The sequence below is a fragment of the Rhizobium mulingense genome (assembly GCF_029194105.1).
Lineage (GTDB): Bacteria > Pseudomonadota > Alphaproteobacteria > Rhizobiales > Rhizobiaceae > Rhizobium > Rhizobium mulingense.
Map to the genome: position 1 here is coordinate 654192 of NZ_JARFVE010000002.1, position 18198 is coordinate 672389.

Genomic DNA, 18198 nt, shown 5'->3' on the forward strand with positions numbered 1-18198 from the left:
TGGGCCTATTTTCTTTTGAAGAATTCTAAAGACGGCCGAGGTCTTGGGCCCGCCGCACGGAGAGCCAGATGTTCATTCAGACCGAAGCCACGCCGAATCCCGCCACGCAGAAGTTCCTGCCGGGCAAGGTGGTCATGGAAAACGGCACCGCCGAATTCCGCAGCGCCGAGGAGGCCGAAGCCTCGCCGCTCGCCGCCCGGCTGTTCGAAATTCCTGGCGTCACCGGCGTCTATTTCGGCTACGACTTCATTTCCGTCTCCAAGGACAATGCCGAATGGCAGCATCTTAAGCCGGCTATATTAGGCTCGATCATGGAGCATTTCATGTCCGGCAAGCCGGTCATGGGCGACTCCTCCATTCTGTCCGAGGACGCCGATGCCGGCGACGAATTCTTTGACGAAGGCGACGAATCGATCGTGCTGACCATCAAGGAACTTCTGGAGACCCGCGTGCGCCCGGCCGTTGCCCAGGACGGCGGCGACATCACCTTCCGCGGCTTCAAGGACGGCAAGGTCTATCTGAACATGAAGGGCTCCTGCTCCGGCTGCCCGTCTTCGACGGCGACGCTGAAGCATGGCGTCCAGAACCTACTGCGCCATTTCGTACCCGAAGTGCAGGAAGTGATTGCCGCTTGAAAAGCTCGAATTCGTTCCGGCCGTTCATCTCTCGTTCGGCCGGACGGGTTTATGGTTAGCGACAAGAGTTTATTCGGAAATTGATGGCATGATCGTTCTGGCGCTCGACACGGCAGGTGTGGATTGCTCTGCCGCAGTTTATGACAGCGGCAGGAATACGGTGCTGGGGGAGGCATCGGACATGATCGGCAAGGGGCATGCTGAACATCTGATCGATATCGTCGACCGTGCGCTGGCTCAGGCCGATATGACGCTTTCCCAGGTCGACCGTCTTGCCGTCACCATTGGCCCCGGCTCCTTTACCGGTATCCGCGTCGGCGTGGCCGCAGCCCGCGGCTTTGCGCTGTCGCTGCAAATCCCCGTGGTCGGCGTCACCACGCTCGAAGTGATGGCGGCCGCAGAGCGCGAGAGGACGCCCGGCCGCCCGGTGCTTGCCGCCATGGACGCCAAGCGGGACGAAATCTATCTCCAGTCCTTTGCGGCGGATGGTTCTCCGCTCGATGCAGCCCGGGCGGCAAGCGTCGCCGAGGCCCAGGCTTTCGCCGCCGGCTTCGACGGCGAGATCACCGGTTCGGCAACGCCGCTCCTGAAGGCGGACGCCGGCGGCAACCATGCCAACGTTTTTCCGATTTCGGTGGTGGCGCGCCTCGGTGCTGCCGCCGCGGCCGATGCCGGAAAGCCAAAGCCCCTTTATCTGCGCGGACCGGATGCCAAACCGCAGGCCGGATATGCGATTGCGCGACGAGTGTGACCATGCTGGAAGCCTATCTGACGCTGAAGCCGGAATTCGAGATCATCGCCATGGAGCGCGAGGATTGCCGCGACGTCGCCGTGCTGCATGGCGAGCGTTTCGCAAGGCCCTGGGGCGACGGCGAGTTCCACAGCCTGCTGTCGCAGGAGACCGTGTTCGGCTTCGTCGCGCGCCAGACCAATGCCATCCTGAAAAAGCCGCTGCCCGGCTTCATTCTTGCCCGCCAGGTCGCCGGCGAGGCGGAAATCCTGACGGTCGCCGTGCAGGCAAAGGTCGCCCGTTCCGGGCTCGGCTGGCGGCTGATGCAGGCGGCGATGCGGGAGGCGCGGGCGCGCGGCGGTGAGAGCATGTTTCTCGAGGTCGACAACGGCAATACGGCCGCACTCGGCCTCTACCGCAAGCTCGGCTTCGAGAAGGTCGGCGAGCGCCAAGGCTACTACAAGCAGGAAAACGGCGTCCTTTCCACGGCGCTTGTCATGAAGCGCGTTCTTCGGTAGTTCCGTGGCAGAGAGATGACAGGCCGGCTGGCGCGACGACCGTGCGGGCGTTGTCGAAACGCGAATATTTTTGAAGGCGGGCCATGCCTGATGTAGCCAAGACCCTTGAGGAGCTTTGCGCCGAACGCGGCATGCGCATGACCGAGCAGCGCCGCGTGATCGCGCGTATCCTGGAAGATTCGGCAGACCATCCCGACGTCGAAGAGCTCTACCGCCGCTCGGTGAAAGTCGATGCGAAAATCTCGATCTCGACCGTCTATCGCACCGTCAAACTGTTCGAGGATGCCGGCATCATCGCCCGCCACGACTTCCGCGACGGGCGCTCGCGATACGAAACAGTGCCGGAAGAGCACCACGACCACCTCATCGACCTGAAAACCGGCACGGTCATCGAATTTCGCTCGCCGGAGATCGAGGCGCTGCAGGAGCGCATCGCCCGCGAACACGGCTTCCAGCTGGTCGACCACCGCCTGGAGCTCTATGGCATTCCGTTGAAGAAGGACGATCTCTGAAGCAATGGCCGCCCGGGAGCAGCACCTTTGATCGCCTGGCTGCGCATCGCTTTGGCTGCGGCCGTCATCCTTGCCGTCAGCATCGTGCTCATACCGCTGCAGCTGCTGGCGCTGCGTTTCGACTGGCGGCTGCGCCGCCGGCTGCCGCGCGTCTGGCACCGCATCATCTGCTATTGCCTCGGCATCCGCGTGCGCGTCACCGGCAGGCTGGAAGACCGGCGGCCGCTGATGCTCTGCTCCAACCATTCGTCCTGGCTGGATATCATGGTGATGTCGGCCGTGGCCGACGTCGCCTTCATCGCCAAGATCGAGGTGGCCGAGTGGCCGATCTTCGGTACGCTCGCCAAACTGCAGAAAAGCGTCTTCGTCGTGCGCGAGGAGCGGCGCAAAACCGGCCATCAGGCCAATGAGATCGCCGGGCGCATGGCCGACGGCGAAATCATCGTGCTCTTCCCGGAGGGCACGACCTCGGACGGCAACCGGCTGCTGGAGGTGAAATCCTCGCTGTTCGGCGCCGCCGCGATGGCCGTGCCCGCCTCCCCGACGGGGACCGTCGTGGTGCAGCCGGTGGCGATTGCCTATACCCGCGTGCACGGCATCCCGATGGGACGGTATCACAGGCCGCTCGCCGCCTGGCCGGGCGATATCGAGCTCTTGCCGCACCTGATCGACATCGTCAGATGCGGCGCCCTCGACGCGGAGGTTTCCTTCGGCGAAGCGGTGGAATATCGCGCCGACACCAATCGCAAAGAGGTGAGCGCGACAATTGCCTCGCGCATCCGCAACCTCTTGAACAGCCGCCTGCGCGGGCGGGAAATTTCCTGAAGCGCGTCGCTATCTTTCAGATTCGCTCCTCGCGCTTTGCTCTTTGTTTTGACGCATGTCGTTGCCGCAAAACTGCTGCACACTTTTGCGCGACATGCTTTAGCGGCGCCGCGCTCCTTCAGATTCGCTCCTCGCGCTTTACCTCCTTGTTTTCTCGCATGTCGTTGCGCGGCTGCTAAAACAAGATTTTGATTTTCTCGGGCGGCAAAAACCACTACATAGCCGGCCATGACACAGGATAGCGCCCTTCTCCAGGCCCCGGAGCAGACACTCCGCGACGGCTCCAACAGCCGCAAGGTCTTCATCAAGACCTATGGCTGCCAGATGAACGTCTATGATTCCACGCGCATGAGCGATGCGCTCGCCCGCGACGGTTACGAGCCGACGGAAGACATGGAAGAGGCCGACCTCGTCCTCCTCAACACCTGCCATATCCGCGAAAAGGCGGCCGAGAAGGTCTATTCCGCGCTCGGCCGGCTGCGCGAGATGAAGAAGAAGAAGGCGGCCGACGGAAGGGAGATGATGATCGGGGTTGCCGGCTGCGTCGCCCAGGCCGAAGGCGAGGAGATCCTGCGCCGGGCGCCGGCCGTCGACGTCGTCATCGGTCCGCAGACCTATCATCGCCTGCCGGAAGCGCTGCGGCGGGCCAAACAGGGCCAGCGCGTCGTCGACACCGAATACGCGATCGAGGACAAGTTCGAGCATCTGCCGATTGCCGAGAGCCGCAAGATCCGCGCCCGCGGCGTCACCGCCTTCCTGACGGTGCAGGAGGGCTGCGACAAGTTCTGCACCTTCTGCGTCGTGCCCTATACGCGCGGCTCGGAAGTGTCGCGGCCGATTTCCCAGATCGTCGACGAGGCCGAAAAGCTCGTCTCAGCCGGCGTGCGCGAGATCACCCTGCTCGGCCAGAACGTCAATGCCTGGCACGGCGCCGGGCCGAAGGGAGAGGCATGGAGCCTCGGCGACCTGCTCTACCGCCTTGCCGAGATCCCCGGCCTTGCGCGGCTGCGTTATACCACCAGCCATCCGCGCGACATGGACGACCGGCTGATCGAGGCGCACCGCGACTTGAGGGCGCTGATGCCCTATCTGCACCTGCCGGTGCAATCGGGCTCGGACCGCATCCTGAAAGCGATGAACCGGCGTCACACGGCAGCCGAATATCTGACGCTGATCGAACGCATCCGCACAGTGCGGCCCGACATCGCGCTGTCGGGCGATTTCATCACCGGCTTTCCGGGGGAGACAGACGCGGATTTTGAGGATACACTGAGACTCGTAGAAGAGGTGCGCTACGCGCAGGCCTTCTCGTTCAAATACTCGACACGGCCGGGCACACCCGGTGCGGAACTGAAGGACCAGGTGCCGGAAGAAATCAAGGCAGAACGGCTGGAACGCCTGCAAGCGCTTCTTTTGAAGCAGCAGCAGGAATTTGCCGAATCCTGCATCGGCAAGGAGATCGATCTGCTGCTCGAAAAGCCCGGCCGCATGCCCGGCCAGCTAATCGGACGTTCTCCCTGGCTTCAATCCGTGAATGTTGATGCAAAAGCATCGCAAATCGGTGACATTATTAAAGTGCGAATCACCGGAACCGGAACGAACAGCCTGTTTGCCGAACGCGCAGAGGCTGCGGTCTAACCCAAGGAGCCCGACCGCTTGAACGGACAAGAATTGGTTTCTTCTTCACCGCGCCACCCCCGCACGCCGAGCGACACCAATCACTTCGTCCTGACGTTCGAGAACAATCGGTTCGCCAGCGAGCTCTTCGGTCAATTCGACCAGAACCTGAAGCTGCTCGAGGAGCGGCTCAACATCGATGCGCGGGCGCGCGGCAATTCCGTCGTCATATCGGGCGATGTCGTGACCACCAACCAGGCGCGGCGCACGCTCGACTATCTCTATGAAAAACTTCAGAAAGGCGGCAACGTGGAACGATCCGACGTCGAGGGCGCAATCCGCATGGCGGTCGCCGCCGACGATCAGCTCAGCCTGCCGACGATGGAGCGCAAGGCCAAGCTGACGATGGCGCAGGTTTCCACCCGCAAGAAGACGATCATCGCCCGCACGCCGACCCAGGACGCCTATATCAGGGCGCTGGAACGCTCCGAACTGGTCTTCGGCGTCGGCCCGGCCGGCACCGGCAAGACCTATCTCGCCGTCGCCCATGCCGCTCAGCTGCTGGAACGCGGCGCCGTCGAGAAAATCATCCTGTCGCGTCCGGCCGTCGAAGCCGGTGAGCGCCTGGGCTTCCTGCCCGGCGACATGAAGGAAAAGGTCGATCCCTATCTTCGCCCGCTCTATGATGCGCTCTACGACATGATCCCCGCCGACAAGGTCGACCGGGCGATCACCGCCGGGGTCATCGAGATCGCGCCACTCGCCTTCATGCGCGGCCGCACGCTTGCCAATGCCGCGATCATCCTCGACGAAGCGCAGAACACCACGTCGATGCAGATGAAGATGTTCCTGACGCGCCTCGGCGAGAATTCCCGGATGATCGTCACCGGCGACCCGAGCCAGATCGACCTGCCGCGCGGCGTCAAATCCGGCCTGGTCGAGGCCCTGCAGCTGCTGAACGGCGTCGAGGGCATCTCTATCGTGCGCTTCAAGGATACTGACGTCGTGCGTCATCCGCTGGTCGGGCGCATCGTCAGGGCCTATGATTCCACGTATGCCGTCGACGCTGAAGACGGCAGCCGGCAGGACTGATGGCCGAGCTCGACATCCAAATCAGCATCGAGAACATCGGCTGGCCCGAGGAAGAGACGCTGTTGGCTTTTTGCGGCCGTGTGCTCGCGGCAGCGGCGGTCTATCTCCGCGATAGCGAAAAGCAGCCCTTCCCGACGATTCCGCCCGAGGTGTCGCTGGTCTTTACCGACGACGCCTCGATCCAGGACATCAACGCCGAATGGCGCGGCAAGGACAAGGCGACCAACGTACTCTCCTTTCCGGCCTTTCCGGTTCAGCCGGGAAAAATGCCGGGCCCGATGCTCGGCGATATCATCATCGCCAGGGAGACGGTTGAGCGGGAGGCCCATGAGCTCGAAAAGAGTTTCGACGACCACCTGACCCATCTTCTGGTGCACGGTTTCTTGCATCTTCTCGGCTACGATCATATGAATAGTACCGAAGCCGAAATTATGGAGGGGCTGGAGACTCGCATTTTGGCGCAGCTCGGCCTATCTGATCCTTACGAGGGTCAAGACCTTAAAATGGAACCATGAGCGACTTTACGACGAAGCCGGCGGCAGACGCCAAGGACTCCGAGTCATCCTCCTCTTCGGACGAGGCGGGCAGTAGTAGTCGGCCATCCGGCCGATCCCAATCCTTCTGGTCGCGCGCCGCGCGCATTCTCCGCCCGCAGCAGGGCTCGCGGCTGCGAGAGGATCTGGCCGACGCGCTGATGACAGACGCGGCCGGCGACGACGCCTTTTCGCCCGACGAGCGGGCGATGCTGCACAATATCCTGCGCTTCCGCGAGGTGCGCGTCGCCGACGTGATGGTGCCGCGCGCCGATATCGAGGCGGTGGACCAGAACATCACCATCGGCGAGCTGATGATCCTGTTCGAGGAATCCGGCCGCTCGCGCATGCCCGTCTATGCCGATACGCTCGACGATCCGCGCGGCATGGTGCATATCCGCGACCTGCTCTCCTATGTCGCCAAACAAGCGCGCAACAAGCGCCGCGGCCCGACGAAACCGGCGGTCGCGGTGCCGGCGATCGACGTTGCGCCTGAGAATATCCAGAAGCCGCCGCGTTCGGCCAAGTCGAATTTCGATCTCGCCCGCGTTGACCTGCAGAAGACGCTGGCGGAGGCCGGCATCATCCGCAAGATCCTGTTCGTGCCGCCGTCGATGCTGGCCTCCGACCTGCTGCGCCGGATGCAGGTGAACCGCACGCAGATGGCACTCGTCATCGACGAATATGGCGGCACCGACGGTCTCGCCTCGCATGAGGACATCGTCGAAATGGTGGTTGGCGACATCGACGACGAACATGATGACGAAGAAGTGATGTTCAAACGCGTCGCCGAAGACGTCTTCATCGCCGACGCCCGAGTCGAACTGGAAGAGATCGCCGCAGCGATCGGGCCGGATTTCGACATCAGCGAGCAGGTCGACGAAGTCGATACGCTGGGCGGGCTGATCTTCTCGGCCCTCGGCCGCATTCCGGTGCGCGGCGAGGTCGTCCAGGCGCTGCCGAATTTCGAATTCCACATCCTCGACGCCGATCCGCGTCGCATTAAACGGCTGCGCATCACCCGCAAGCGGCACGCGATCCGCCGCCGCGCCAAAGAGGCCGGCGACATCACGCCCGGCGCCGAGACCGGCGACGACCGGCCGGCCGAATCGACCGCCAACTAGTTCTTTGCTTTTACAACGTGTCGTCATTCCGGAACCGCTGCGCGGTTCCTGACGAAATGCATTAAAGCGTGTCGCGATCTTTCAGATTCGCTCCTTGCGCTTTAATTTAGCTCTTTGTTTTTGCGCATGTCGTTGCCGCAAAACCGCGGCAAACTTTTGCGCGACACGCTCTAACAGGACAAAGAGCCGCTTTTTTGAAAGACTGCGGGTGGGTTGATTCGCGGCTTGATGGGAGTGTGCATGGAGCGGCTTGCGGACAGGGTTATCCTCGTCTGGGGGGTCAAACGGTCATTGCTGGCCGTTGCCGCAGGGGCATTCGCGGTGCTGGCGCTGCCGCCTTTCGGCTTTTTCGCGGCGATGTTCCTGTCCTTCACGCTGCTCGTCTGGCTGATCGACGGGGCAGCGGCTTCTCCTGAAAGCGGCCTGATAGGCAGGCTATGGCCGGCCTTTGCGGTCGGCTGGCTATTCGGCTTCGGTTATTTCGTCGCCGGCCTCTGGTGGCTCGGCCATGCGCTGCTGGTCGATTCGGAGGAATTCGCCTGGGCGCTACCGCTCGCCATCCTCGGTCTGCCGGCCTGTCTGGCAATCTTCTACGGGCTGGCTGTTGCGCTGGCCCGCATCTTTTGGTCCGACGGCATGGGGCGGATCGCCGCACTTGCGGCTGGCTTCGGGCTGATGGAATGGCTTCGCAGCGTCATCCTCACCGGTTTTCCCTGGAACGCCATCGGCTACGGCCTGATGCCGGTGCCGCTGATGATGCAGTCGGCGCATGTGATCGGGGCGATGGGTGTGACCGCCCTTGCCGTCTTCGTCTTTTCCGCTCCCGCCCTTGTCGGGACCCGGCAGGGCGCACGCACCGGCATTGCGCTTGCCGTCCTACTGTTTGCCGCCCATCTCGGCTACGGCGCCTATGCACTCTATCTGGCGCCGCGGCCCGCGCCCTTGCCCGAGGACAAGCGGCCGGTAGTGCGGCTGGTGCAGCCGGCCATCGACCAGGCGGCGAAGATGGACAACGACGCCGATCGCAATGCGATCTTCGAGACGCACCTGAAGCTTTCGGCCGAGGCGCCCAGGAATGGCGGGCGCAAGCCCAATATCATCGTCTGGCCGGAAACTTCGATCCCCTTCATCCTGACCGACAACCAGGATGCCCTGACGCGGATCGCCGAGACGCTCGACGACGACCAGATCCTGATCGCCGGCGCAGTGCGCGCCGAGGAAATGGGGCCGGGCACGCCGGTGCGCTACTATAATTCCATCTATGTGATCGACGGCCGCGGTCAGATCATCGCCGCCTCCGACAAGGTGCATCTGGTGCCCTTCGGCGAATATCTGCCCTTCGAAGACCTGCTCACCGAATTCGGGATCCAGAACGTCGTCGAGATACCGGGCGGGTTTTCGGCTGCCGCAAGCCGGCACCTGCTGGCGCTGCCCGGCGGCCTCAATCTTTATCCGCTGATCTGCTACGAGATCATTTTTCCTGATGAAATGACCGGCGACATAAAAGACGCCAACGCCCTCCTCAACCTCACCAATGATGCCTGGTTCGGCATGACCCCTGGCCCCTACCAACATTTCCTACAGGCGCGGGTGCGGGCGGTCGAGACCGGCCTGCCGCTGATTCGCGATGCCAATAGCGGTATTTCGGCGCTGGTGAACGCCCATGGAGAAATAATCGCCGGCCTCGATCTTGGAGAAACCGGCTTTATTGATGCAACTGTCGATAGCTTCGGTGAAGGGTTCGGAACCACATACCCCCACCAGACATACTTCTGGTTGACCGAGGCTCTGCTGATTTTGATTGCGCTGATTTCACGCGGAGGTTTTATTTTAGGGTTGAATTGACCAAAAACCCCTAAAATTGCATAGTGATGACAATCGGCGTTCTTAACGGATGTTGGAAGGTGGGTTCCCACCAACTGCAACGTGGCGTTTTGGGATGGATCAGGGGCATGCCGGTTAGAAACAGGTTGAAATTCGTAGCTAGGGCACGACCATGATTGAAAACAAAAAGAAGCCAAATCCGATCGACATCCATGTTGGCAGCCGCATTCGCCTTCGCCGAACGATGCTGGGCATGAGCCAGGAAAAGCTTGGCGAAAGCCTCGGCATCACCTTCCAGCAGATCCAGAAATATGAAAAGGGAACCAACCGCGTCGGCGCAAGCCGTCTGCAGAACATCTCGAGCATCTTGAATGTTCCGGTCTCCTTCTTCTTCGAGGATGCGCCCGGCGAACATTCCGGCGCCATCGGCGGCATGGCCGAAACCTCGAGCTCGAATTATGTCGTCGACTTCCTCTCCTCCTCCGAAGGCCTGCAACTGAACCGCGCCTTCGTGAAGATTTCCGATCCCAAGGTTCGCCGCAAGGTCGTGGAACTGGTCAAGGCGCTTGCCGCCGAAGCCGACGCCGACTGATCACAGCTCCCTTCGCAGCATGGAGGCGGCCGAAAGGCCGCTTTTTTGCGTTTTTGGGGCAAAATTTGTCACTTTGCCGCAGATATAAAGATATATTTATGTCCTTCTGCGCTTGTCATCAGCGCACGAACTGAGTACCTACTAGCAGGCTTTTATTCTTTGAGGGGAATCCCGGAATGCGCGCGAATTATCTCTTTACCAGCGAATCTGTTGCCGAAGGTCACCCGGACAAAGTGTGTGACCGCATCTCCGACGAGATCGTCGATCTGGTCTACCGCGAAGCGGCCAAGACCGGCGTCAATCCGTGGGGCGTGCGCATTGCCTGCGAAACGCTGGCGACGACCAACCGCGTCGTCATCGCCGGCGAGGTCCGCCTGCCGCCGAGCCTGATGAAGAAGGACAAGGACGGCAACGACGTCATCAATCCGTCCAAGTTCAAGGCCGCCGCCCGCCGCGCGATCAAGGATATCGGCTACGAGCAGGACGGCTTCCACTGGAAGAAGGCCAAGATCGACGTGCTTCTGCACTCGCAATCGGCCGACATCGCCCAAGGCGTCGACAGCGCCGCCGACCAGCAGGGCGACGAGGGCGCCGGCGACCAGGGCATCATGTTCGGTTATGCCTGCCGCGAGACGCCGGACCTGATGCCGGCGCCAATCTATTATTCCCACAAGATCCTGCAGCTGCTGGCGGCCGCCCGCAAGAAGGGTGATGGCGAAGTCGCCAAGCTCGGCCCCGACGCCAAGAGCCAGGTGACCGTGCGCTATCTCGACGGCAAGCCGTCGGAAGCGACCTCGATCGTGCTTTCCACCCAGCATCTCGATGAGAGCTGGGATTCGAAGAAGGTCCGCGCCGTCGTCGAACCCTATATCCGCGAAGCGCTCGGCGAGCTGAAGATTGCCGATGATTGCAAGTGGTACATCAACCCGACCGGCAAGTTCGTCATCGGCGGCCCGGACGGCGACGCCGGTCTCACCGGCCGCAAGATCATCGTCGATACCTATGGCGGCGCCGCACCGCATGGCGGCGGCGCATTCTCCGGCAAGGACACGACCAAGGTCGACCGTTCGGCCGCTTATGCTGCCCGCTATCTCGCCAAGAACGTCGTGGCCGCCGGCCTTGCCGACCGCTGCACGATCCAGCTCTCCTACGCGATCGGCGTCGCCCAGCCGCTGTCGATCTATGTCGATCTGCACGGCACCGGCAAGGGCGTTTCCGAGGACCAGGTCGAAGCGGCGATCCGCGAGAATATGGACCTGTCGCCGTCGGGCATCCGCCGTCACCTCGACCTCAACAAGCCTATCTACGCCAAGACTTCCGCTTACGGCCATTTCGGCCGCAAGGCCGGCCGCGACGGCTCGTTCTCCTGGGAGCGCACCGACCTCGTCAAGGCGCTGAAGGAAGCCGTCAAGATCAAGGCTGCTGCATGACGGATATGGAACGCCGGGGCCGGGCGACCGAAGCCTTTTTCGGTCGCCGTAAGGGCAAGGCCCTGCGCGAACAGCAGGCCGAGACGTTAAACAGCCTGCTCCCGGCATTCCTCATCGACCTCTCGGCGGCTCCTCCGGAGCCGTTGACATCCCTCTTTCCGGTTCCCGTCAAAACGTTGCGGCTGGAAATCGGTTTCGGCGGCGGCGAGCATTTGATGCACCGCGCCTTGGAAAGACCTTCGACCGGCTTCGTCGGCGTCGAGCCCTTCGTCAATTCCATGCAGAAGCTGTTGTCGCGCATCGGCGAGACAGGCGCGCGCAATATCCGCGTCTTTAACGACGATGCGACGCAGCTGCTCGACTGGCTGCCGGACGCGTCGCTCGACCAGATCGATCTGCTCTATCCTGACCCGTGGCCGAAGCGGAAGCATTGGAAGCGCCGCTTTGTCTCGAAGACCAATCTCGACCGCTTCCATCGCGTGCTGAAATCCGGCGGCCTGTTCTGCTTTGCCTCCGACATCGACACCTATGTCAACTGGACGCTGCTCAAATGCCGCGACCATGGCGGCTTCGACTGGCTCGCCCACAATGCGGCCGACTGGCTGACGCCCTACGAGGGGTGGCCGAGCACCCGCTACGAGGCCAAGGCGCGGCGCGAGGGCCGGTCTTCGGCCTACCTGACATTCCGGAAGATGTGAGTTTCAATGGCAGCTAAAGGGCAATAGTGACGGGCGTGCCGTGCGGGCGCGCCGACACTGCCCAAACCAATCTGTCTGCCTAAAGGCACACCGTCCAATGGGGGCGATGGCGATGCGGCAATCCTCTTCTCCCCAGCGGGGAGAAGGTGGCCCGAAGGTTCGGACGAGGGGGCCACAGGCACAGCACCCATCGGCGATCAGCCTATCCCAAAGCAGCGTCGCGACAATTAGGCGCTATTCGACGGTCAGTGCAGGCTGACCGTCTTCAATTCGTCTTCGGCAGCCTTGAAGAAGGTGCTGGAGCGGTTGTCCGTCAAGAGGATCGGCGTGCCGTCGGCGCCGAAGAGTGCCCAGAGATCGACGTTCGGATCGATATCCGGCGCCTCGGGGAAACACTTGGCGACCTCTTCGGTGCGCATTTTTCTGATGTAGGCGACCTCGCCGTTGCCGATGTGGGCAAGCTCGGATTTGGTCAAGTGAGACGTGGCTTCTTTCATCAACATTCCTGTTCCTCCGGAAGAAGGGACCAACGGTTCGACAAACCGTTGTGCTACTGTGAAACCGAAATGTTAATTTTCTTGACCATGCGCGCGGGCTCCGGACGAATTAGATCGACGGAGAGCAGGCCGTTCTTGAGGCCGGCGCCGAGCACCTGCATGCCGTCGGCAAGAACGAAGGTGCGCTGGAACTGACGGGCGGCAATGCCACGATAGAGATAATCCCGCTCGCCCTGCTCCACCTGGCGGCCGCGGATCACAAGCTGGTTCTCCTCGGTGGAGACGTCGAGTTCCTCCTCGCTGAAGCCGGCCACCGCAAGGGTGATACGCAGACGTTCCGGCGCGCCCCTGTCGGCGGCGATACGTTCGATATTGTAGGGCGGATATCCGTCGCTCGCCTTGGAAATGCGCTCCAGCGTCTTTTCCATGGCATCGAAGCCCAAAAGCAGCGGGCTGGCGAAAGGGGTTATGCGGCTCATCTCTTTTCAAGTCCTTGATGCAAGCGACCATCCCGGACCTCAAGCGCAGCATCCGGATGCCGCTAATATGGGGACAGCACCCTGGCGGTGCAAGACACAGGCGGCCTGTCGGCGACGCCTCCCCGATTTAAGTCCCTCTCAAGTTTAAGGTGACGGCGCCTGCCTCCTTGCTTGACAAAGCGGCTATCGCCTCGCATCAAAACATGCCCGTGCGAAATGTGCTGATTTGTGACGGGAAATGAAAAAGAGGTGCATGCCGCAGCAACGGGCATGGTGAGGACGGGACGGTCGCAATGGCAAGCGCAAGAAAAATCATCATCGACACGGATCCCGGCCAGGACGACGCGGCGGCCATCATGCTGGCCTTCGGCAGCCCCGATGAGTTGGAGGTGCTGGGGATCACGACGGTCGCCGGCAACGTGCCGCTTTCGCTGACCAGCCGCAATGCGCGCATCGTCTGCGAGCTCTGCGGCCGGCCGGAGACGAAGGTTTTCGCCGGTGCCGACAGGCCGATCGCCCGCAAGCTGGTGACGGCGGAGCACGTGCACGGCAAGACCGGCCTCGACGGCCCCGAACTCGCCGAACCGACGATGACGCTGCAGCCAGGCCATTCCGTCGACTTCATCATCGAGACGCTGCGCCGCGAGCCGGAAGGCACCGTGACGCTCTGCACGCTCGGGCCGCTCACCAATATCGGCATGGCCTTTCAGAAAGCTCCCGACATCATCCCGCGCATGCGCGAACTGGTGATGATGGGCGGCGGCTTCTTCGAGGGCGGCAACATCACGCCGGCGGCCGAATTCAATATTTATGTCGATCCGGAAGCCGCCGATATCGTCTTCCGCTCGGGCGTGCCGATCGTGATGATGCCGCTTGACGTGACGCACCAGTTGCTGACCCGCAAGGACCGGGTGAAGCGCATGGCCGAGATTGGCACGGCGCCGGCAAAGGCGATGGTCGAGATGCTGGAATTCTTCGAACGCTTCGATATCGAGAAATACGGCTCCGACGGCGGGCCGCTGCACGACCCGACCGTGATCGCCTATCTCTTGAAGCCGACACTTTTCCAGGGCCGGGACTGCAATGTCGAGATCGAGGTCCGGTCGGAACTCACCGTCGGCATGACCGTGGTCGACTGGTGGCATGTGACCGATCGCAAGCGCAATGCGAAAGTGATGCGCCACGTCGATGCGGACGGCTTCTTCGATCTTCTGATCGAACGCTTCGCCCGCATCTGATCTTCGGTTTTCCGTCTCTAGCGAAAAAAGAGAAGGATAGCGATCTCAGGCGTCCTTCTCGTCGAAGACGGAATTGGTTTCGGCTTCGGCCGGCTTCGGGCCGCCCTTGGCGACACCGACCATGGCCGGGCGCAGCACGCGCTCGCCGATGGTGAAGCCCGCCTGCACGACCTGGACGACCGTGTTGTTCGGCACCTCGGAGTTCGGCACCTCGAACATCGCCTGATGGAAATTCGGATCGAACTTCTGGCCGACCGGCTCCAGCTTGCGCACACCATGGCGCTCGAGCGCCGACAGCATGGCACGTTCGGTCATCTCGACACCCTCGATCAGCGTGGTGAGGCCGGCATCGGCGGTGGCCTTGGCCTCCGGAGAGATGGCATCCAGCGCCCGGCGCAGATTGTCGGAGACGGCGAGCATATCGCGGGCGAAACCGGCGACGGAATAGGACTTGGCGTCCTTGACCTCGCGCTCGGTGCGGCGGCGCAGATTGTCCATCTCGGCGGCGAGGCGCAGATAGCGGTCGCGCAGGTCGCTGTTTTCGGCTTTCAAAAGCTCAAGCGGGTCTGGCTGGGCGGTCTCTTCCTGCACTGTATCGTTCTCGACGTAGGCGGCAGCGTCGGCTGCGGCATCGGCCGCAGTTGCGTCAGGTCCGTTTTTCGTCGTTTCATCGGTCATGACGGTCTCCGGTTGGTGTCTTCAGATGCGCCCGATATCGAGGTTTGACCGAAAAAAATCAAGTCTGCGTGACAAAGAAGCGAAAATTCCGCGGAGTTGCGCGCTAATGCATGTCGCCCGGAAGTGTGCCGCGGTTCCGGGATAACGACATGCAAAGAGCTAAACCGCGTCAAAGCGGATTGCGCGAAAGGCGGGAAACGAGCTGGGCGGTGTAATCCACCATCGGCACGATGCGGGAATAATTGAGCCGCGTCGGGCCGATGACGCCGACAGCGCCGACGATCCGGTCGTCCTCGTCGCGATAGGGCGCGACGATCAGCGACGAGCCGGAGAGCGAAAAGAGCTTGTTTTCCGAGCCGATGAAGATGCGCACGCCCGACCCGCTTTCGGCCAGATTGAGGATCTCGATCAGGCTGTCCTTCTTTTCGAGATCATCGAACAGCATGCGCAGCCGGTCGAGATCCTCGGCGCCAGCAAGGCCTTCGAGCAGGTTGGCGCGGCCGCGAATGATCAGCTGGGCGGGCTTGCCCTCGTCCGGGCTGCCGGCCCAGACGGCAATGCCGCGCTCCACGAGATCACGCGACAGGGCATCGAGTTCGTGACGGACGTTATTTTTCAGCTGACTTAATTGTTTGCGCAGCTCCGGCAGGGTCTGGCCGGACATGTGGGCATTGAGAAAATTCGCCGCCTCCGTCAGCTGCGAGGAGGTAACGCCGGCCGGCAGCTCGATGATGCGGTTTTCCACCTGATCGTGATCGCCGACGAGCACGGCGAGCGCCTTTGTCGGCTCCAGCCGGATGAACTCGACATGTTTGAGCACCGGATCGCTTTTCGAGGTGATGACGAGGCCTGCGCCGCGCGAAATGCCCGACAGCATGCGGCTCGCCTCGTTCATCATCGATTCCACCGGATTGCCGCCGCTTTCGGCCCGCACTTGGCGGTCGATATTGGCGCGGTCCTCGGCGGAGAGATCGCCGACCTGCATGAAGGCATCGACAAAGAAGCGCAGGCCGATCTGAGTCGGCAGCCGGCCAGCGCTGATATGCGGCGAGTAGATCAGGCCGAGTTCTTCGAGATCGCTCATGACATTGCGCACCGAGGCCGGCGACAGCGACATCGGCAGGAGGCGCGATAGATTCCGCGAGCCGAGCGGTTCGCCGCTTTCCAGATACCCTTCGACGATCCGGCGAAAGATTTCCCGGGAGCGCTCGTCCAGCACGGCAACGGCATCCGAAACCGACGTCGACCTGGTGCCCATGAACCTCTCGAACCCAAACTGATGATGCTTCCGGAAAATATAGTCAAACTCGCCCCCGTGGCAAAAGGGAATTTGCAAATGGGCGCCGCCAATCGTAGAAGCGGTCAACAACTCCAGGAGATAAGAATGCGGCCTTCAGGCAGAAAAACCGACCAGATGCGCAAGATCTCGTTCGAGCGCAACTTTTCCAAGCATGCGGAAGGCTCCTGCCTGGTCAAGTTCGGCGATACGCATGTGCTCTGCACCGCAAGCCTCGAGGACAAGACGCCGCCGTGGCTGCGCAATACCGGCAAAGGCTGGGTGACGGCCGAATACGGCATGCTGCCGCGGGCGACCGGCGAACGCATGAAACGCGAAGCCGCCGCCGGCAAGCAGGGCGGCCGCACCCAGGAAATCCAGCGGCTGATCGGCCGGTCGCTGCGCGCCGTCGTCGATCTGCAGGCGCTCGGCGAACGGCAGATCACGCTTGATTGCGACGTCATCCAGGCCGATGGCGGCACGCGGACCGCGTCGATCACCGGCGGCTGGATCGCGCTTTACGATTGCCTAAAATGGATGGAAAGTCGGAACATGATCAAGGTCGATCGGGTCCTGAAGGATCATGTCGCCGCCATCTCCTGCGGCGTCTTCGCCAGCCAGGCGGTGATCGACCTCGACTACCTCGAGGATTCTTCGGCCGAGACCGATGCCAATTTCGTCATGACCGGCGCCGGCGGCATCGTCGAAATCCAGGGTACGGCCGAAGGCACGCCCTTTACCGAAGAGGAATTCACCTCGCTGATGGGTCTTGCCAAGAACGGCATCGGCGAACTCGTCGCCCTACAAAAACAGGCGATTGCGGGATGAACCCCATGCTGGAAGGCATGCTGGAAACGGCGCTCTATGCGCGGGATCTCGATGAGGCCGAGGTCTTCTACGAAGACGTTCTCGGACTTGAAAAGATCACCCGTGCGGCCAACCGGCATGTCTTCTTCCGTTGCGGCCCCAGCGTGCTGCTGATCTTCAATCCCGAGGAAACGGTAAAGCCGCCGGCGCCCGATGCGTTGCAGGTGCCGCCCCACGGCACGAACGGCGAGGGCCATGCCTGCTTCCGGGTTTCCGGCCGCAATATCGATGCAATGGCCGAACGGCTGAAAGCGGCAGGTGTGGCGATCGAATCCGAGGTGCATTGGCCGAACGGCGGCCGCTCGATCTATTTCCGCGATCCGGCAGGCAACAGCTTGGAATGCGCGGAGGCGAAAATCTGGGGCATCGAACAGGATATCTGAATGCGCAAGCTTGAAACGAAGACCATCGTCGTTGCCAGCCACAATGCCGGCAAGATCCGCGAGATCCAGGAACTGATCGGGCCGCTCGGCTTCACCGCCAAATCGGCCGCCGAGCTGAATTTCGTCGAGCCCGACGAAACCGGCACCAGCTTTGAGGAGAATGCGACGATCAAGGCGGTCGCCTCCGCCCATGCCGCCGGCATGCCGGCGCTGTCGGACGATTCCGGGCTGGTGGTCGACGCGCTCGGCGGCGATCCCGGCGTCTACACCGCCAATTGGGCGGAAAGAGCCGACGGCACGCGCGATTTCGACATGGCGATGGCGAAGGTGGAAAAGGCGCTGCAGGATGCGGGCGCCACGACGCCTGAACAGCGCACCGCGCGTTTCGTCAGCGTGCTGTGCCTCGCCTGGCCGGACGGGCATACCGAACTCTTCCGCGGCGAAGTGGAAGGCAATGTCGTCTGGCCGCCGCGCGGCACGCAGGGTTTCGGCTACGATCCGATCTTCCAGCCGGAGGGTTACGGCGTTACCTTCGGCGAGATGAGCGGCGAGGAAAAACACGGCTGGAACATCGGCAAGCCGCAGGCACTGTCGCACCGGGCGCGCGCCTTCAAACTCTTCGTCGAAACCTGCCTGGAGGCATAAGGTCA

General features: G+C 62.1%; 21 protein-coding genes. 17 read left to right on the forward strand and 4 right to left on the reverse strand.

All coding sequences use genetic code 11. The features are described 5' to 3' along the window. The first annotated feature begins 68 nt into the window (after positions 1-68). From PYR71_RS03310 to trmB, 13 genes are all read left to right on the forward strand, one after another. The gene (locus tag PYR71_RS03310; RefSeq protein ID WP_275618205.1) at positions 69-635 is read left to right on the forward strand and encodes a NifU family protein; all 567 of its coding nucleotides are present in this window, start codon (positions 69-71) and stop codon (positions 633-635) included. 88 nt (positions 636-723) lie between these two features. Then, complete coding sequence (gene tsaB / locus PYR71_RS03315) at positions 724-1386, forward strand: tRNA (adenosine(37)-N6)-threonylcarbamoyltransferase complex dimerization subunit type 1 TsaB (protein ID WP_275618206.1); 663 nt, start codon at positions 724-726, stop codon at positions 1384-1386. 2 nt (positions 1387-1388) lie between these two features. Next, positions 1389-1883 (forward strand): GNAT family N-acetyltransferase, encoded by a 495-nt coding sequence (locus PYR71_RS03320; RefSeq protein WP_183914130.1) that lies wholly within the window; start codon positions 1389-1391, stop codon positions 1881-1883. 83 nt (positions 1884-1966) lie between these two features. Continuing rightward, the gene (locus PYR71_RS03325) at positions 1967-2395 is read left to right on the forward strand and encodes a Fur family transcriptional regulator (protein ID WP_010028198.1); all 429 of its coding nucleotides are present in this window, start codon (positions 1967-1969) and stop codon (positions 2393-2395) included. 27 nt (positions 2396-2422) lie between these two features. Next, positions 2423-3220: a lyso-ornithine lipid O-acyltransferase gene (gene olsA / locus PYR71_RS03330; protein ID WP_275618207.1), complete on the forward strand. Its 798-nt coding sequence runs from the start codon at positions 2423-2425 to the stop codon at positions 3218-3220. 228 nt (positions 3221-3448) lie between these two features. Then, positions 3449-4858 carry a tRNA (N6-isopentenyl adenosine(37)-C2)-methylthiotransferase MiaB gene (miaB, locus tag PYR71_RS03335; protein ID WP_183914127.1) on the forward strand — a complete coding sequence of 470 codons (1410 nt, stop codon included), beginning with the start codon at positions 3449-3451 and terminating at the stop codon, positions 4856-4858. Positions 4859-4876: 18 nt separating this feature from the next. Continuing rightward, complete coding sequence (locus tag PYR71_RS03340) at positions 4877-5929, forward strand: PhoH family protein (RefSeq protein ID WP_183914125.1); 1053 nt, start codon at positions 4877-4879, stop codon at positions 5927-5929. Next, positions 5929-6444, forward strand: a complete 516-nt coding sequence (ybeY, locus tag PYR71_RS03345) for an rRNA maturation RNase YbeY (RefSeq protein WP_183914123.1) — start codon at positions 5929-5931, stop codon at positions 6442-6444. Before PYR71_RS03340 ends, ybeY begins: the two co-directional genes overlap by 1 nt. After that, positions 6441-7586, forward strand: coding sequence for a hemolysin family protein (locus tag PYR71_RS03350; RefSeq protein ID WP_275618208.1), 1146 nt, complete (start codon positions 6441-6443; stop codon positions 7584-7586). The genes ybeY and PYR71_RS03350 overlap by 4 nt, the downstream gene beginning before the upstream one ends. Before the next feature lie 240 nt (positions 7587-7826). After that, a complete protein-coding gene (gene lnt / locus PYR71_RS03355) occupies positions 7827-9431 on the forward strand; it encodes an apolipoprotein N-acyltransferase (protein WP_275618209.1) in 1605 nt (534 codons plus the stop codon). 151 nt (positions 9432-9582) lie between these two features. Next, positions 9583-10002 carry a helix-turn-helix domain-containing protein gene (locus PYR71_RS03360; protein ID WP_038686469.1) on the forward strand — a complete coding sequence of 140 codons (420 nt, stop codon included), beginning with the start codon at positions 9583-9585 and terminating at the stop codon, positions 10000-10002. Positions 10003-10178: 176 nt separating this feature from the next. Continuing rightward, positions 10179-11432, forward strand: a complete 1254-nt coding sequence (gene metK / locus PYR71_RS03365) for a methionine adenosyltransferase (RefSeq protein ID WP_038686468.1) — start codon at positions 10179-10181, stop codon at positions 11430-11432. After that, complete coding sequence (trmB, locus tag PYR71_RS03370; protein WP_275618210.1) at positions 11429-12130, forward strand: tRNA (guanine(46)-N(7))-methyltransferase TrmB; 702 nt, start codon at positions 11429-11431, stop codon at positions 12128-12130. The genes metK and trmB overlap by 4 nt, the downstream gene beginning before the upstream one ends. A gap of 245 nt (positions 12131-12375) precedes the next feature. On the opposite strand, the gene PYR71_RS03375 is transcribed toward trmB, so the two are convergent. Both PYR71_RS03375 and PYR71_RS03380 read right to left on the reverse strand, forming a co-directional pair. Beyond that, a complete protein-coding gene (locus PYR71_RS03375) occupies positions 12376-12633 on the reverse strand; it encodes a BQ00720 family protein (RefSeq protein WP_008524631.1) in 258 nt (85 codons plus the stop codon). Between the two features lie 47 nt (positions 12634-12680). Further along, complete coding sequence (locus PYR71_RS03380; protein WP_275618211.1) at positions 12681-13106, reverse strand: Hsp20 family protein; 426 nt, start codon at positions 13104-13106, stop codon at positions 12681-12683. Between the two features lie 293 nt (positions 13107-13399). Between PYR71_RS03380 and PYR71_RS03385 the strand changes: the two genes are divergently transcribed. After that, entirely contained in the window at positions 13400-14344 is a 945-nt protein-coding gene (locus tag PYR71_RS03385; RefSeq protein ID WP_275618212.1) for a nucleoside hydrolase, read from the forward strand. A 45-nt stretch (positions 14345-14389) separates the two neighbouring features. Here PYR71_RS03385 and grpE read toward each other — a convergent pair whose 3' ends face one another. After that, entirely contained in the window at positions 14390-15022 is a 633-nt protein-coding gene (gene grpE / locus PYR71_RS03390; protein WP_183914110.1) for a nucleotide exchange factor GrpE, read from the reverse strand. Between the two features lie 169 nt (positions 15023-15191). Further along, positions 15192-16280, reverse strand: a complete 1089-nt coding sequence (gene hrcA / locus PYR71_RS03395; RefSeq protein WP_183914108.1) for a heat-inducible transcriptional repressor HrcA — start codon at positions 16278-16280, stop codon at positions 15192-15194. Positions 16281-16406: 126 nt separating this feature from the next. Here hrcA and rph point away from each other — a divergent pair, with 126 nt between their 5' ends. Genes rph through rdgB form a run of 3 tightly spaced genes read left to right on the forward strand, consistent with a single transcriptional unit; the run spans position 16407 to position 18193 of the window. After that, on the forward strand, positions 16407-17126 hold the full coding sequence (gene rph, locus PYR71_RS03400; protein WP_275618213.1) for a ribonuclease PH: 720 nt from the start codon (positions 16407-16409) through the stop codon (positions 17124-17126). Continuing rightward, on the forward strand, positions 17123-17548 hold the full coding sequence (locus PYR71_RS03405) for a VOC family protein (RefSeq protein WP_183914105.1): 426 nt from the start codon (positions 17123-17125) through the stop codon (positions 17546-17548). The genes rph and PYR71_RS03405 overlap by 4 nt, the downstream gene beginning before the upstream one ends. Beyond that, positions 17549-18193 (forward strand): RdgB/HAM1 family non-canonical purine NTP pyrophosphatase, encoded by a 645-nt coding sequence (gene rdgB / locus PYR71_RS03410; protein ID WP_275618214.1) that lies wholly within the window; start codon positions 17549-17551, stop codon positions 18191-18193. Positions 18194-18198 lie beyond the last annotated feature (5 nt).